This window comes from Granulosicoccus sp. 3-233 (assembly GCF_052681095.1).
In genome coordinates, this window is the sequence record NZ_JBQYLE010000005.1 from 427518 (window position 1) to 443361 (window position 15844).

At 59.1% G+C, this 15844-nt stretch carries 14 protein-coding genes; 6 read left to right on the top strand and 8 right to left on the bottom strand.

Going from position 1 to position 15844, the window contains the following annotated elements:
* Nucleotides 1-9: 9 nt before the first annotated feature.
* Genes rsmB through def form a run of 3 tightly spaced genes read right to left on the bottom strand, consistent with a single transcriptional unit; the run spans nt 10 to nt 2827 of the window.
* The gene (gene rsmB / locus ACUNV4_RS15985) at nt 10-1314 is read right to left on the bottom strand and encodes a 16S rRNA (cytosine(967)-C(5))-methyltransferase RsmB (protein WP_430879581.1); all 1305 of its coding nucleotides are present in this window, start codon (nt 1312-1314) and stop codon (nt 10-12) included.
* Nucleotides 1311-2300, bottom strand: a complete 990-nt coding sequence (fmt, locus tag ACUNV4_RS15990) for a methionyl-tRNA formyltransferase (RefSeq protein ID WP_430879582.1) — start codon at nt 2298-2300, stop codon at nt 1311-1313. The genes rsmB and fmt overlap by 4 nt, the downstream gene beginning before the upstream one ends.
* Nucleotides 2297-2827, bottom strand: a complete 531-nt coding sequence (gene def / locus ACUNV4_RS15995; RefSeq protein WP_430879611.1) for a peptide deformylase — start codon at nt 2825-2827, stop codon at nt 2297-2299. Before def ends, fmt begins: the two co-directional genes overlap by 4 nt.
* Before the next feature lie 136 nt (nt 2828-2963).
* On the opposite strand from def, the gene ACUNV4_RS16000 reads away from it, so the two are divergent.
* The 6 genes from ACUNV4_RS16000 to ACUNV4_RS16025 all read left to right on the top strand — a co-directional run bounded on the left by ACUNV4_RS16000 (nt 2964) and on the right by ACUNV4_RS16025 (nt 11851).
* Nucleotides 2964-4190, top strand: a complete 1227-nt coding sequence (locus ACUNV4_RS16000; protein ID WP_430879583.1) for a LysM peptidoglycan-binding domain-containing protein — start codon at nt 2964-2966, stop codon at nt 4188-4190.
* Nucleotides 4191-4241: 51 nt separating this feature from the next.
* Nucleotides 4242-5453 carry a DNA-processing protein DprA gene (dprA, locus tag ACUNV4_RS16005; RefSeq protein WP_430879584.1) on the top strand — a complete coding sequence of 404 codons (1212 nt, stop codon included), beginning with the start codon at nt 4242-4244 and terminating at the stop codon, nt 5451-5453.
* Nucleotides 5454-5704: 251 nt separating this feature from the next.
* Nucleotides 5705-8194, top strand: coding sequence for a DNA topoisomerase I (locus ACUNV4_RS16010; RefSeq protein WP_430879585.1), 2490 nt, complete (start codon nt 5705-5707; stop codon nt 8192-8194).
* Nucleotides 8191-8742 (top strand): L-threonylcarbamoyladenylate synthase, encoded by a 552-nt coding sequence (locus tag ACUNV4_RS16015; RefSeq protein WP_430879586.1) that lies wholly within the window; start codon nt 8191-8193, stop codon nt 8740-8742. The genes ACUNV4_RS16010 and ACUNV4_RS16015 overlap by 4 nt, the downstream gene beginning before the upstream one ends.
* A 149-nt stretch (nt 8743-8891) precedes the next feature.
* On the top strand, nt 8892-11213 hold the full coding sequence (locus ACUNV4_RS16020) for a DUF1989 domain-containing protein (RefSeq protein WP_430879587.1): 2322 nt from the start codon (nt 8892-8894) through the stop codon (nt 11211-11213).
* 155 nt (nt 11214-11368) lie between these two features.
* Nucleotides 11369-11851, top strand: a complete 483-nt coding sequence (locus tag ACUNV4_RS16025) for a hypothetical protein (protein WP_430879588.1) — start codon at nt 11369-11371, stop codon at nt 11849-11851.
* 3 nt (nt 11852-11854) lie between these two features.
* On the opposite strand, the gene ACUNV4_RS16030 is transcribed toward ACUNV4_RS16025, so the two are convergent.
* The 5 genes from ACUNV4_RS16030 to ACUNV4_RS16050 form a co-directional block, all read right to left on the bottom strand.
* Nucleotides 11855-12481, bottom strand: a complete 627-nt coding sequence (locus tag ACUNV4_RS16030) for a cysteine hydrolase (RefSeq protein ID WP_430879589.1) — start codon at nt 12479-12481, stop codon at nt 11855-11857.
* 66 nt (nt 12482-12547) lie between these two features.
* Nucleotides 12548-13333 carry an ABC transporter permease gene (locus tag ACUNV4_RS16035; protein ID WP_430879590.1) on the bottom strand — a complete coding sequence of 262 codons (786 nt, stop codon included), beginning with the start codon at nt 13331-13333 and terminating at the stop codon, nt 12548-12550.
* A gap of 4 nt (nt 13334-13337) precedes the next feature.
* The gene (locus ACUNV4_RS16040; protein ID WP_430879591.1) at nt 13338-14027 is read right to left on the bottom strand and encodes an ABC transporter permease; all 690 of its coding nucleotides are present in this window, start codon (nt 14025-14027) and stop codon (nt 13338-13340) included.
* A 53-nt stretch (nt 14028-14080) separates the two neighbouring features.
* On the bottom strand, nt 14081-14857 hold the full coding sequence (locus tag ACUNV4_RS16045) for an ABC transporter substrate-binding protein (protein ID WP_430879592.1): 777 nt from the start codon (nt 14855-14857) through the stop codon (nt 14081-14083).
* Between the two features lie 71 nt (nt 14858-14928).
* Nucleotides 14929-15717: an ABC transporter ATP-binding protein gene (locus tag ACUNV4_RS16050; protein ID WP_430879593.1), complete on the bottom strand. Its 789-nt coding sequence runs from the start codon at nt 15715-15717 to the stop codon at nt 14929-14931.
* Nucleotides 15718-15844: the final 127 nt, after the last annotated feature.

The following is a 15844-nucleotide window of genomic DNA, read 5'->3' on the forward strand; positions in this document are numbered from 1 at the left end:
CCGGAAAGCTCATCCGGCCCGCTTGCGCAGGGGCGCATAGAAAAAGCCATCCATGCCTGACTCACCCGGCAGAATCTGCCGGCTCGGTTCGAGCAGCTCTGCGTCCGCGGTGCGTTCGACGAAGGCGGCAATCTGCTGTTCATTCTCGCGCTTGAGAATGGAACAGGTGGCATACAGCATCAGACCACCGGGCCTGAGTGTCTGCCACAGACTGTCCAGCAGGCCGGCTTGCAGAACTGCCAGCGCGTCGATATCGGTATCACGCCGCAGCAGCTTGATGTCGGGGTGACGGCGAATGACGCCGGTGCCCGAACAGGGCGCATCCAGCAGGACGGCGTCAAACGGCACCTGGTCCCACCATTGCGCGATCTCGGCCGCATCCACGGCCTGCAGCTGGCAGGCATCGGCAAGGCCCAGGCGTTGCAACGTGTCCGCCACCCGCTCCAGACGCAGGGCATCCTGATCCAGGGCCAGCACGTCGGCAAAGAGGCCACTTTCGAGCGCATGCGCAGTCTTGCCGCCCGGGGCTGAACAGGCATCCAGCAAGCGCCCTCCTGTCGGGGCGTGGCGTGCCAGATAAGCCGCTGCCAACTGGGCAGCGGCATCCTGCACACTGACATCGCCGGCATCGAATCCGGGCAGCTGTGACACCGGTACCGGGTTGTCGAGACACAAGGCCGCAGGCAATTCCGGCAGGGTTCGGGACGAGATGCCAGCCGTCAGCAGGCGTTGCCGGTATTGCTCGAGGGTGCCATGCCGCAAATTGACCCTCAGTGTCATGGGCCCCTGCGTATTGTTCTGTTCGCAGATCCCCTGCCAATGCTCTGGCCAGTCGGCTTGCAGTTGCGACAACAGCCACTGCGGGTGGCTCAGACGCTGCACCTCGGTCAGGGCCGCTTCGAGCTCGTCCGCCCGCCGCTGGTAATTGCGCAGCACGGCGTTGATCAGACCGCGCGCCCAGGGTTTCTTGAGTTGCTTGACAACCTTGACCGTCTCATCGACGGCGGCATGCGCCGATATCGGCGTATGCCGCAACTGGAAGACACCCAGCTGCATCAGCAGGTATACGTCCTGATCCTTCTTCTTGAGTGGCTTGTCCAGCAGCTGGTCGACGATGCCTGTCAATTCGCCGGAGTAGCGAGCAAAGCCGTAGGCCCAGGCCTGCAACTGCGCCTGTTCGCGCTCGGCCACCCGTGCCTGGGCTTCCGGTAACAGGCGAGTCAGGGAACCACTACTGCCCAGCAACTGCTGCATCAACTGCACGCAGGCCAGCCGAAGCCCGATGGTGCCGCCCCTGCGCGCGGGAGCATTCATGAGGCGATGAAGGCCTCGCCCTGCAGCTCGCGACCCTGACAGAACACGGCTGCATCCTGCATTTTCTTGCCTGGCCACTGCAATTGCAGAAGATCGATCAGACCATCTCCGGTGCGTACACGCACGGCATCGGGCAGGACTGCGACGATGGTACCGGGGCCTGACTGTGCCAGCACCGATGCGGAAAGCTCTGTTGCCGGCACCCGACGGCTCTTCCAGATCCTGACGCGCTCGCCGCGCAAACTGGCCTCAGCCACCGGCCAGGGATTGAAGGCACGAATGCGGCGATGCAGCTCGTCCGTCTGCGAGGAGAAGTCCAGTCGTGCTTCGGCCTTGCTCAGCTTCTCGGCATAGCTGACCCCTTCCGCAGGCTGTGTGACCGCCTGCAACTCGCCTCGACAATGGGCCGCAAGACTCTCCATCAGTGCCGTTGCTCCCAGTTCTGCCAGGCGATCGTGCAGCTGTGCCGCCGTTTCGTCCTCACCGATATCCAGTTGCCGCTCCAGCAGCACATCCCCGGTATCCAGTCCGGCATCCATCTGCATGATGCAGATACCCGTGCGTGCATCGCCCGCCAGAATGGCGCGATGAATGGGCGCAGCTCCGCGCCAGCGCGGCAGCAGGGAGCCGTGAATATTCAGGCATCCCATGGGCGGCATGTCGAGCACGGCCTGCGGCAGAATCAGCCCATAGGCAGCCACCACCAGCACATCGGCCCCACAGGCTGCCAGTTCGGCCTGCGCAGTCTCGTCTCGCAGGCTCACCGGCTGCTGTACCGCGATACCCGCCGCCACAGCGCGCTGCTTGACGGCGCTGGGGGCCAGCTTGCGGCCACGACCGGCCGGCCTGTCCGGTTGGGTCAGAACCACCACCACCTCGTGTTCACTGGCAATCAGCGCATCCAGTGCCACCGCGGCAAACTCGGGGGTACCGGCAAACGCCACTTTCAGACGATCACAGTTCATACCGGTGGACACCGTGCTCATGGACGCTCGGGGATATCGTCAAGGTTTGCGCCGTCACGAATCCATTTTTCCATGCGCTTGCGGATGCGGTTGCGCTTCAGCGGCGACAGGTAATCCACGAACAGCTTGCCATCGAGATGGTCGATCTCATGCTGGATGCACACAGCCAGCAAGCCGTCGGCGTCCATTTCGAAGGGGTTGCCCTCGCGATCGATGGCCGCGATCCGCACCTCGGCCGGACGCTTGACGGTTTCATACACCCCGGGGATGGACAGGCAGCCTTCCTGCATTTCCTCCTCGCCTTCCGATGTCAGGATCTCGGGATTGATCAGAACCAGCGGCGTGTTGTTCTCCTCGGAGACATCGATGACGACGAGCCGCTCATGCACATTGATCTGGGTTGCAGCCAGGCCGATGCCCGGCGCGGCGTACATGGTTTCCAGCATGCGATCGGCCAGCGTCGCGATCTTGCCGTCCACATTGGTGATCGCACTCGCCGTACGGCGCAGCTGGGCATCGGGGTAATAAAGAATATCTAGCAGTGACACGTGAAATTCCGAAACATTGTCCAAACCGGAATTCTAACAGGGACGGGAGAGGCATCTCCCTTGCATATCAAGGTTTCTGTGCGTCCGCCGATGCAACGATAGACCACGATCAAACAACGAGGGAGAGTTCCCGCACATGGCACTACAACTGACTGCACCGACTGCTCGACTTGCCATGGCAGTCTGTCTGTCCACGCTGCTTGCCGCCTGCGCATCCGATCAGGGGCCCACGGTGGTCGTGGTGGAAGCGCCGCCTGCGCAGATCAATGATCGATTCAGTGAAGAAGGCCTCACGAAGCCCGTCACAGCGGCCACAGAGCCGCAGAGCACCATTCGCGCCGATCAGCTGGAACCGGACGCCCCGTCCTCGTATACCGTTGTGAAAGGCGACACTCTGTGGGATATCTCCGATCGCTTTCTGAAAGAACCCTGGCTGTGGCCCGAGATCTGGAGTTACAACCCGCAGATAGAAAATCCGCATCTCATCTACCCGGGTGATCTGTTGGCGCTGGAGTACGTCAATGGTCGCCCCACGCTGACCCTGTCCCGAAATGGTCAGTCACTGGGATCGACCGGCAATGTGTTACTCGATGCCGACGGCAATACCCTGTCCGGAGATCGGATTCGCCTGTCTCCACGTATCCGCACCGAATCACTGGATGATGCCATACCGACCATTGCCGGCGACTCCATCCAGCAGTTTCTTGTTCACCCGCGTGTAGTGGATGCCAGAACACTGGAAAACGCCCCTTATATCGTCGGCAACTACGACAACCGACTGATCAGCGCCGTCGGACACCGGGTCTTCGTGCGCGGAGAACTGAACCGGGACCAGACAGCCTACGGCATCTTTCGCCGCAACAAGGAATTGCGCGACCCGACCACCGGGGCACTGCTGGGCCATGAAGTGACCCATGTGGCGGATGCCAGATTGCTCAGTATCGGCGACCCATCGGCACTGGCCATCACCCTCAACAAGATGGAAACCATGGCAGGAGATATCCTGCTGCCCAGTCACGAAGGCTCCATCACCCATACCTACACGCCGCGTTTGCCGGCCCTGACAGGGGAAGGACGCATCGTGTCACTGGTGAATGCCATCTCGCAAACCGGCCGGGATCAGGTCGTGGTGCTGAACATCGGCTCCGAGTCGAAGATTCAGGAAGGCGACATGCTGGCCATCGAGTCTCGTGGCAACACCATTGTCGACAGCCGCGGCAAGGACGGCAACGAACGCATCACATTACCGAACCAGCGAACCGGCGTCATGATGGTCTTCAGGACATATGACAAGGTAAGCTATGCCCTGGTCATGGAATCGACCCGCCCGGTAATGATCAACGATATCGTCACCGGAATCTAACCTGCCTGACGCCATGACAGTGGCTGCGGGCGCAACCCGCGGTTACTCGTCATGGATGATGCAACACCTCTCGTACCCCCAGTCCCCACCGACACCTGGCTCCGCTTCGCCCTGGCCTTCAGCGACAGCACCCGACTGTGCCGGCACCTGCGCAAAAGCTGCCCGGAACCTGCTGCAACCGGAGATCGGATTCACCGCTACCTGAACCATCGCGATAGCGATCTGCCCGAGCTGCTGCAGGGTCTCATCGACGAGCAGCAGCTGGCTGCGCTGTTCAGCGATGCCACCAGTCAGCGCTGCGAGCAAGCGCTCGCCTGGCAGGCACAAAGCCCGCGGAATCACCTGCTGGGCCTGGATCATCCTGCCTACCCCACACTATTGCAGAATACCGATGATGCCCCGCCCCTGTTGTACGCGCGGGGTTCATTGAGCGCGCTCGACTACCCGTTGCTGGCGGTCGTGGGGTCTCGCAAGGCCAGTCACGCGGCGCTGATGCACACACGACGCCTGTGTCATGAACTGGCCAGCATGGGTATCGGCATCGTCAGTGGATTGGCGATGGGAGTGGACGCAGCCGCCCATCAAAGCGCATTGCAGGCCAGAGAGCAAGCAGGCAACGCGGGTCCGACCGTGGCCATTGCAGCCACCCCGGCAAACCGGGTCTATCCTGGCAGACATACCGAACTGGATGCGCGCATCGTCGATTCCGGCGGCCTGGTACTGACCGAATATCCACTCGGATCACCCACCCGCCCCTGGCATTTTCCGCGTCGCAACCGGCTCATCAGCGGCATCAGCCTGGGCGTACTGGTCGCCGAGGCTGGTCTGCCCAGCGGGACTCTGACCACAGCCACCCACGCCATGAACCAGGGCCGGGAAGTCATGGCCGTGCCCGGTTCCATCAGCAATCTGCAGGCACGAGGTTGCCATTTCCTCATCAAGCAGGGAGCCGCCCTGATCGAGGAGACCCGTGATGTCATCGAGGTTCTCGGTCCCTCGATGAGCCAGGTACAGGCGGCACTGACCAGCGGGACCGAACGCGTGAGCGACGATGCACGACAGCACGAACTGGCGCTCGATCAGGTGCTGATCAGCCCGGAAGAGCAGGCTCTGCTGGACACACTGAAAGCCGGCAGCGCGACGCTCGACGAATTGATGGTGCACGCCACTCTGAGCACGTCACGACTGGCATCTGTTCTGGGACTACTTGAAACGAAAGGCTTGATCACCACTACTGCAGGTGGACGTTATGCCTGCTGCTAGTGCCTTGCGGGTGGGCCGCCAGCGGTCCGCGAGCAGTCCGCGAGCAGTCCGCGAGCGATCCGCGAGCGGTTTCCGGGCGTTCCGCGAACGGTTTGCGCATGGTTTGCAATCGGTTTGCAAACCGTTTGCCCGGAAGATAAATTACACGGCCTCGTTGACAAAGTACGATCAAGCGACGACGCTAGTGCCCAAAGCAGCTGAGCCCGCCAGTCGGCGCCGGCACAGCTGCCTTCACAATCAATCTGGTATTCATGAGCAAAAATCTGGTCATCGTAGAGTCTCCTGCCAAAGGAAAGACCATCGAAAAGTACCTTGGCAAGGACTTCAAAGTGCTGGCCTCGTACGGTCACGTGCGCGATCTGCTACCCAAGGAAGGCGCTGTCGACCCCGATCATGACTTCGCCATGAAGTATCAGATGATCGAGCGCAATGAAAAACACGTCAATGCCATCAAGAAGGCATTGAAGAAGGCCGACAACCTACTGCTCGCCACTGACCCGGATCGCGAGGGAGAGGCCATCAGCTGGCACCTGGTCGAGCATCTGAAGGAGTCCGGCGACCTGGAAGGCAAGCATGTTGCCCGGGTGGTGTTCCACGAAATCACCAAGAAGGCCGTACAGGATGCCGTGGACAACCCGCGCGAACTTGGCCAGGACCTGATCAATGCCCAGCAGGCGCGGCGCGCACTGGATTACCTGGTGGGCTTCAATCTTTCGCCGCTGCTGTGGCGCAAGATTCGTCGCGGCCTGTCGGCAGGCCGGGTGCAGTCCCCTGCGCTGCGCATGATCTGCGAGCGTGAAGACGAGATCGAGGCCTTCGTCCCCAAGGAATACTGGAGCATCATGGCGGAACTGGAAAAGGATACCCAGCCCTTCACGGCCCGTCTGTTACTACTCGAAGGCGAGAAAGTCAAGCAGTTCACCGTCACCAATGGTGACCAGGCCAACAGCACCCGCGACATGCTGATGAGCAATGCCAACGGTGCGCTGACCGCTGTCAAGGTGGAAAAGAAGCAGCGCAAGCGGAATCCGACAGCGCCATTCACCACCTCGACGCTGCAGCAGGAGGCCTCCAGAAAACTCGGCTTCGGGGCTCAGCGCACCATGCGAACCGCCCAGAAGCTGTACGAGGGTATCAACATCGGCGAAGAAGGCCCAACCGGTCTGATCACCTATATGCGTACCGACTCCATCACCCTCTCCCAGGAATGCCTGGACGAATTGCGCGAACTGATTCCCCAGCGCTTCGGCAAGAACTACCTGCCGGAACAGATCAACGTCTACAAGAACAAGTCCAAGAACGCGCAGGAAGCGCATGAAGCCATTCGCCCCTCCTCCGTGATGCGCGCGCCGGAGGACATGAAGAAGTTTCTCGAGGAAGACCAGTACAAGCTCTACAACCTGATCTGGAAGCGAACCGTTGCCAGCCAGATGATCTTCGCCACCATCGATCAGGTAGCCGTGGATTTTGCCTGTGGTGAAGGCAATCTGTTTCGTGCCACCGGCTCCACCATCCGCTTCCCCGGCTTCATGACGGTATACAAGGAAGACGAGGACGACAAGAAAAAGTCCGATGATGACGAAAAGGTACTGCCGGAGATGAAGGAAGGCGATCAGGTACCACTGCAGGACATCAAGCTCACCCAGCATTTCACCGAACCACCGCCGCGTTTCTCTGAAGCCAGCCTGGTCAAGACGCTGGAAGAATACGGTATCGGTCGCCCGTCCACCTATGCCTCGATCATCTCGACACTGCAATCACGCGAGTATGTCGAGATTGAAAGTCGACGCTTTTTCCCCACCGATACCGGTCGTGTAGTGGCCACCTTTCTGGCCAAGCACTTTGACCAGTACGTGGACTACGACTTCACCGCCAACCTGGAAGACGAGCTCGATGCAGTCTCCCGCGGCGAGAAGGAATGGGTACCGCTTCTGGGCGAATTCTGGAAACCCTTCAAGGATCGTGTGGAAGACAAACTGGAAAACGTCTCCAAGGATGAGGCCATTCAGGCCCGCGAACTGGGTATCGACGAAGAAAGTGGCAAGCCGATTACCGTGCGCATTGGCCAGTACGGCGCATTCGTCCAGATCGGCACCCGGGAAGACGAAGACAAACCGAAGTTTGCCGGCCTGCGCCCCGGCCAGCGCATGAATACCATCACGCTGGAGGAAGCCATCCAACTGTTCGACCTGCCGCGAGAGCTGGGCGAATCCCCCGAAGGTGAAAAGATCACTGCCAACATCGGACGCTTCGGCCCTTACATCAAGTATGACTCCAAGTTCGTGTCTCTCAAGGAAGATGATCCTTACACTGTCACGCTGGAGCGTGCGCTGGAGATCGTGGCCGAGAAGAAGATCGCCGATGCCAACAAGCTGGTCAAGGCATTCGAGGGCACCGACATCCAGATTCTCAACGGTCGCTGGGGCGCCTACATCACCGATGGCAACAAGAACGCCAAGATTCCCAAGGAACTGAAGGAAACACCGGCAGCCATCGATCTGGAGACCTGCGAAAAACTCCTGGCAGAGGCGCCGGAACGTCGTGGACGTGGCAAGAAGAAAGCCGCTGCCAAGGTGGAGTCCAAGAAAAAGGCAGCCACCAAGAAAAAGACCAAGAAGAAGAGCGCTGCAAAGAAGAAGAGCAGTGCCAGCAAGAAAAAGAGTGCGGCGAGCAAGAAGAAAGCAGCCTCCAGCAAGAAGGTCGCCTCGACCAGTTCGACGGTTACCGCCAAGACAGAGTGAAGGAAGACAATCTGCGCGAGGCGATCGCCGCCCTGCGCGCCGGCGGCGTGATCAGTTATCCCACCGAGGCAGTCTTCGGGCTTGGCTGCGATCCTCACGACGAGCCCGCCCTGTCCCGCATCATCAGCATCAAGGGGCGAGCTGCGCACAAGGGCTTCATCCTGATCGCCGGCTCACTGGATCAGCTGCTGCCCTTTCTCGCTCCTCTGCAAGCGGCGTGGCAGGCACAGTTCGATTCCGTGTGGCCTGGCCCCGTTACCATGGTCGTACCCTGCACCTCCGGCAACAGCGAGTTGCTGACGGGTGGGCGTCAGACGCTGGCAGTTCGTGTCAGCGACCATCCGGTGGTGCAAGCGCTCTGCGAGCGATTCGGAGGTCCCATCGTCTCGACCAGTGCCAATCGATCCGGGCAGGAGCCCTGTCGCGATACAGCAAGTGCGACACAGCTGTTCGGCACGGAAGTGGATGTCACGGTCGATGGCAAGGTGGGAACACTGAGCGAGCCGACCCGGATCATCGACGTTCGCACCGGACAACGCTTGCGCTGACAAGCGGCCCTGCGACCAGTGCCGGCAGGGCTTGCCCCTGACGATGGGCATCCCATCGTGTTCACCTGCAATCTCGCCTGTGGCCTGGCTTGACAGCCCATTGGGCGGCAAGCACTATTGACGGTGATTACAATGGTCAAGCTGCCCACATGCAACTGTATACGCCTTCTGCCGGTGGTTCCTTTCTGGGCCCTGCCCGCTACCCGGGGCTGTCGCATCCGGGGACACGAGTTGTAGAGATTCGCGGCAACGAATTGCGTTCCATGCGCCTGCAACAGGGCGAGCTTCTCAACATCATCGATCTAGAGGGAGGTGGCCCGGTACTGCTCAATGCCACCGATGAGGCTGACCGATCGGCAATCGGCTCGCTGGGCCTGAATCGAACTGCGGCAGACGTGGCTGCAAGCGCTCCGCAACACTGGCAGGACTGGCACGAATGGCTGCAGCAACGCCGAGTCCCGGCCAAGACCGTTCCCTGGGTCCAACTGTTCAGCGAGTCCGCATCAGGGCCAGAGACACTGACCCTGCAATGTTCGGCAGACTGTACCCTGTGGCTGGGAAACGCAGCTCCCCTGGCGCTGACGGGTCTCAGTGGCGGCACCTTGCGGGTGGAGATCCACGGTGGCAACAGCGACCGTACCACGCTTCCCGACCCGGTCGGGCACGTGATCGATGAGTTCCGCATCGACAGGGCAACGGCGGGTGCCTATCAGGTCAAGGCCGGTGATTACCTGGAGATCATCGACGTCGAAGGACGGCAGTGCTCGGATTTTCTCGCGTTTCGCCAGGATGCTCTGGAGCGGGGGGTGGAGCGCTTCATCGACTCCACGGTCACTCGCAGCATGGTCGGGCGTGCCTACCCGGCTCCCGGCCTGTCCGATAAATACTTCGACCAGGACATGCGGCCTCTGGTGTCGGTGGTGCGAGACACCGTGGGGCGGCACGATACCTTTGCACTGGCCTGTACTGCCCGCGGTTATGAAGAGCGCGGCTTTCCCGGTCATGTGAATTGTTCGGACAACATATCCCATGCCATGAACCCTTTCGGGGTGGAAGCACGCGCTGCCTGGCCTGCCATCAACCTGTTCTTCAATTCATGGATCCTGCCTTCGGACAACAGGCTTTCGTCGGATGAAGCCTGGTCCCGCCCCGGGGATCACGTGATCATGAAAGCCCTGACCGACCTGGTCTGTGTCAGCACGGCCTGCCCTGACGACATCGATCCGATCAACGGCTGGAATCCGACGGACATCCATGTTCGCATCTATTCGGCCAAACGCCCGATTTCCCATGCGATAGCCCACCGCCCCCTTCCCCACAACGAACCGGTCATGACTGAACAAAGCGCGTTTCATGAGGCAACTTCCAGACTGACAAGCAATTACCAGGTCGCTCGAGATGTCTGGCTTCCTGTCAACTACGATGCATCACGCACACTCGGCGAATACTGGGCCTGCCGTGAAGCCGTGACGGTGCAGGACATGTCCTCGCTGCGCAAATATGATATTGCAGGCCCGGATGCCGAGCGTTTCCTGCAACGAGTCATGAGTCGCGATGTCAGTCGCCTGGCTGCCAACCGCTGTCAATACGCTCTGATATTGTCGGACGATGGCTCGGTACTCGACGACGGCACCCTCTATCGCGTGGCACCCGGGGTGTTTCGCTGGTGCTGCGGATCCGAGCACAGTGCCGAACACATGAAGGAAATGGCCTCGCAATGGCAGATGAAGGTCTGGGTCCGTTCGCTATGGTCAACCATGCCGAGCCTGGCAATACAGGGCCCGAAGAGTCGCGAGCTGTTGAAGGAACTGGTATTCACCCAGCCTCATCAGCCGGCTCTGGACAATCTGAAATGGTTCGGATTCACCGTGGCGAGATTGCATGACAGGGACGGTCCTGCATTTCTGCTGTCGCGCACAGGGTTTACCGGCGAACTGGGATATGAACTGTTCTGCGACCGGGCCGATGCCATGAGCATCTGGGATGCCGTCATGGAAAACGCAGAGGCATTCGGTTTGACCCCCATGGGCAGCGAGGCCCTGGAATTGCTGCGTGTGGAGGCCGGACTGATGAGTGCCGGCCACGAGTTCGGCCCACAGATCGATGCATTCGAATCCGGCCTAGATTTTGCCGTCGACATGAAAAAGGATGACTTCATCGGCAAGGCTGCACTGCAGAGAAACCTTGCGGCCACGCGTCAGACACTGGTCGGACTGATATTCGAAGGCGACGAGGTCCCTGCCCATGGCGATCCGGTTTTCCAACAGCTGCGGCAGATTGGCGTGATAACCAGTGCCATTCATTCTCCGCAGAGACAGTGCGCCATTGCCATGGCGCGTGTAGCCGTGGAACATGCCAGTGAAGGAACGCGTCTGGAATGCGGTCGCCTGGATGGACAGATGAAACGCCTGCCAGCCGTAGTGACCGGCATCCCGTTCTTCGACCCGACACGATCACGGGCCCGCGCCTGACACAACCGAGTCTTTCGCACACCGGGAAAAGGCAGCGCCGATGACTCTGCGTGCACGTTCATGCTGCACGAAGCCGCGAGCTGCGCAGGCTGCCTTGCTCCCTGACCTTGACGATGAGGCCTGCTCCACAGTTCTCGTCTTGATAGTCTGATACCTTGCCAGCCGATATTCTGGATACCAACAAGGATAGTGAGGTATACATGACTTCCGCCAAAGGATGGCTGCGTCTTCTCGTCGTACTGACTTCCGCCTGCCTGCTCTGTTCCTGCGTCGGGCTCGGGGTCATGCTTCCGCATACCAGCGATCAAACGATTCCGGACCGCGAATCGAATCTGTCATGGATGCGTACCCGTGCAGGTATTCTCGAACACCACGGCGAATCCGCCCTGTTGCAAGCGGGCGCAGCAGGCGAACATGAGCAAGTGCTGGTCGACACGGGGCACACAAACTGTGGGGTGCTGCTGCTGGTATTGCCACTCCTCCCGAAAATCTGTCGCACTCAGACCAGCTATGAGCTTGATGAAGATGCGGTCGTTTCCATTTATCAACGCAGCACGAGATTTTACGGCCTGGTATGCACCTTCATATTTCCCGTCCTCGGAAAGAACAGCTTCTGTGTTCTGTTCCCGACCGAGTGAAGGCTACCGCCGCTCACCTTCCATCGCAGTCAGTACGTCGTCCAGGTTTCTGACCGCACCGGTCTGCAGGTACTCCATGGCCTTCAGCGCACCATCGTGGGCCTCCTGACTGGACCCTGCCACACAGTCTTCAATGACACGACAGAAGTAATCGCCCTGATGGCCATCAACAAAGGTGTAGTGCACACAGACATCCGTCAGGCCACCGCACAGAATCAGGGTGTCCGCCTTCAGCCCCTTCAGCAGGATCTCCAGATCCGTTCCGTAGAACGCCGAGTATCGACGCTTCTGAATCACATAGTCATTCGGCTGGAAACCCATCTGCTCCTTGGCCAGTTCCGTGTTGGGGTTGCTGTCCAGACAATGGATGTCTTCATCGCCATCGAGCTCACGGCCGAAATCGATCAGGTTGGCTCGATGAATTTCCTGAATGAATATCACGGGGATCTCGCACTCGCGCGCCTTGTCGATCGCCTTTCTGGCCAGCGCCATACGGCCTGCGTAATTGTCCATGTGATCGATGGCCCTCACCGGATTCTGATCAGCGAACGCGCTCGCCTGTATGTCGATGACGACAAGGGCCGCTTGTCCTTCGATGAGTTTGCGTTCTGTTCGATTCTTGTTTGCCATGCTTGCTGCTTGCCTTTTCAGTTGAGACAGAGAGGTTTGACACACCGCATCTGCGGCGAAAATGGTTCAGTGGCTTGTCGTCATTGGAAGAAGCTCATCGTGCTCTCTGGGTCGCAGATGTCCCAGATACCTTCTTTCGGCCAGACGAAACAGTCGGGTAATACCGAACACGATGATCATGTAGAAGACCATGGCTGTCAGATAGCCCTCATAAGCCAGGTAGTAGCGCCCATTGAGCCAGCGCCCCACACCCAGCAGATCCTGCAAGGTCACGACACTGGCAATGACAGAACCGTGCAGGGTGAAGATGACTTCATTGGAGTAGGCCGGCAAGGCACGTCGAAACGCGCCGGGCAGAACGATGAGGCGCAATCGTGTCCACCAGGACATACCGCACGCCCTTGCCGCTTCGATCTCGCCATTGGGTACCGAGAGAATCGCACCGCGCAGAAACTCGGTGGTATACGCGGTAGTATTGAGTGTGAAGGCTATCAGGACACACCACCAGGGACTACTGAGGATCGGATCCCACAGGAAGCTCTCCCGAACAACCGCAAACTGCCCCAACCCGTAGTAGATCAGATAGGTCTGGACCAGCAAGGGGGTCCCCCGAAAGAGGTAGGTGAATCCCCAGATGGCAGGATTCAGGCAGGGGGTTCTGGCCGCCCTCGCCACGGCCAGAGGCACTGCGAACAGCCCGCCGAAGAACAGGGCCAGAAAGGTCAATTGCAGGGTGACCAGTGCACCGGCAAGAAATCGATCGAGGTTATCGGCAATGAGGTAGAAATCGACGGGCGACACATTCTCACTGATGTGCTGCAGATATTGCAGGAAGCTGCGCTCATCATCCATCACATCACCTCCGTTCCACACCGGCAGAAAATCGTCTGTCCAGCTTTCTCAGACACAGATCCGATACCGCCGTGATGCACAGATAGATGATCAGAACGGCACTCAGAAAGGAAAACAGCTGCTGCGTGGAGCGGCCGGCAGAGACCGCGTTCCAGACCAGGTCATGCAACCCGATGACTGACACCAGCGCCGTCGACTTGACCAGCACCAGCCAGTTGTTGGAAAAACCGGGCAAGGCATGCCTTACCATCTGCGGCCAGGTGACGAGACGAAACACCTGGAAGCGGTTCATACCGCAAGCCACGGCAGCCTCATGCTGACCGGCTGGAATTGCCAGTATGGCCCCTCTGAAGGTTTCCGCCATATAGGCACCGAAAATGAACCCGAGCGTCAACACACCTGCAATGAACTGATTCAGATCCACATAGTCCCACCAACCGGTAAGCCCGCCCAGATGATTGACCAGTGCCTGCCCTCCGTAGAAAATCAGCATCATCAGCACCAGGTCCGGCACACTGCGCACAAGCGTGACATAGATATTGCCGATACGCCTTGCCATCAGGGATGAGGACAGCTTCAGAGACGCCGCGAGCAGGCCGAGCAATACCGAGAGAAGCAGAGACAGTACGGCCAGCGACACCGTCACCAGTGTGCCCTGCATCAGTATCGACTTGTATTCCAGTACCGTATCCACCGCGCCCCCCCTGACTTAGTCATTGCTGATCGAAATCACCGGCGACCATGCATCTAGTTACCGTAGATATCAATGGCAAAGTACTTGTCATTCACGGCCTGATAGGCACCGTTCTCGCGAATGGCCTTGATGGCGGCACTGAATTCGTCAGCCAATGCCCTATCGTTCTTGCGCACGGCAATGCCGATGCCTTCACCCAGACAGGCTTCGTCATCCAGATCATCTCCAATGAACGCGAAATCCTTTCCGGCCTCGGTGTTCAGCAAACCATCCATGGCCTGAATGGAGTTGGAAACTTGCGCATCCAGTCGCCCTGTCACCAGATCGGCGTAGACATCTTCCTGAGTGTTGTAGAGCATGATGTCCGCATCCGGAAAGTGCTTTTCGACGAAGCACTGATAGGTCGTACCACGGAGCAGACCGATTTTCTTCCCTTCCAGCCCGCTGACAGTCAACTCCAGATCCGACCCTTTCCTGGCGATGAAGCGCGTGGGAGTCGCATAGTATTTCTCACTGAAGCCAACCTTCTTCCTGCGATCATCCGTGATCGACATGGACGCGATGATGGCGTCGAACTTGCGGGCAATCAGCGCGGGTATCATACCGTCCCATTCCTGCTCTACCAGAGAGCACTTGCGACCCATCTGCTTGCACAAGGCTTCGGCGATTTCGATATCGAAGCCGGATAGACTGCCATCGGCCTCTTTCCTGGAAAAGGGAGGATAAGCTCCTTCCACACCGATGCGCAGCGGCTCCGCGGCGAAGATGTGTGCACCGCTAAAGGCCAGCGTGCCTGCGATACAGAGGGTTACCAGTTTTCTGATGATCATTGTCGTTCTCCGTTGCATTATTGAGAGGGATGACTCTGTGGATGTCTCACTACGGCCGGGCTTCGCGGCAGTCACTGTCTGACGTTCGACAGAAACTGTCTGAAACGCTCGGATTCGGGATGAGTGAATATTTCATGCGGGTCCCCCTGCTCATCGATTCGTCCTTGATGCAGGAAGACCACCTCGGAGGACACATCACGGGCGAAGGCCATTTCATGCGTGACCAACAGCATCGTGCGACCTTCCTCCGCCAGCGAACAGATGACCTGTAGCACCTCACCGACCAGTTCGGGGTCCAGTGCCGAGGTTGGCTCATCGAACAGCATCAACTGCGGATCCATGGCCAGCGCTCTGGCGATGGCCGCACGCTGCTGCTGACCGCCCGATATATGTGCGGGGTAGAAGTGTCTGCGCTCATACAGACCGACTCTTTGCAGAATGGACTCGGCACGCTCGATGGCGTCGCTGCGTGAACGTTTCAGCACACTGATTGGTGCCGCAATGACGTTTTCGAGAACCGTCATGTGGCTCCAGAGATTGAAGCCCTGAAACACCATGCCAAGACGTGCACGGATGTTTTCTACTTGACGTGGATCTGCGGGCTCTTGCCCACCCTCCCGGTTTCTTGTCATCCGGATCAGCTCGCCGTTGACCCTGACTTCACCGGCATCCGGCATTTCCAGCAGATTGATGCAACGAAGAAAGGTGCTCTTGCCAGAGCCCGAGGAACCGATCAGGGAAATCACATCTCCCTCGCAGGCCGACAATCCGACCCCTTTCAGAACCTCCAGCGATCCGAAACTCTTGTGCAGGTCCTGCACGACCAGCGCCGGCGCCGAGGTTGCGTGCCCGTGTACCAATTCGTACTCCTGCCGTTCGAGAACAGCGCTGACCCCTGATGCGAAAAAGTATATGCAGCACTTCCCACGAGGCGTGAGCGCAAAGTTATTGCTCTCAGCGAAGCTTTTAACTACACTGAATTCCATG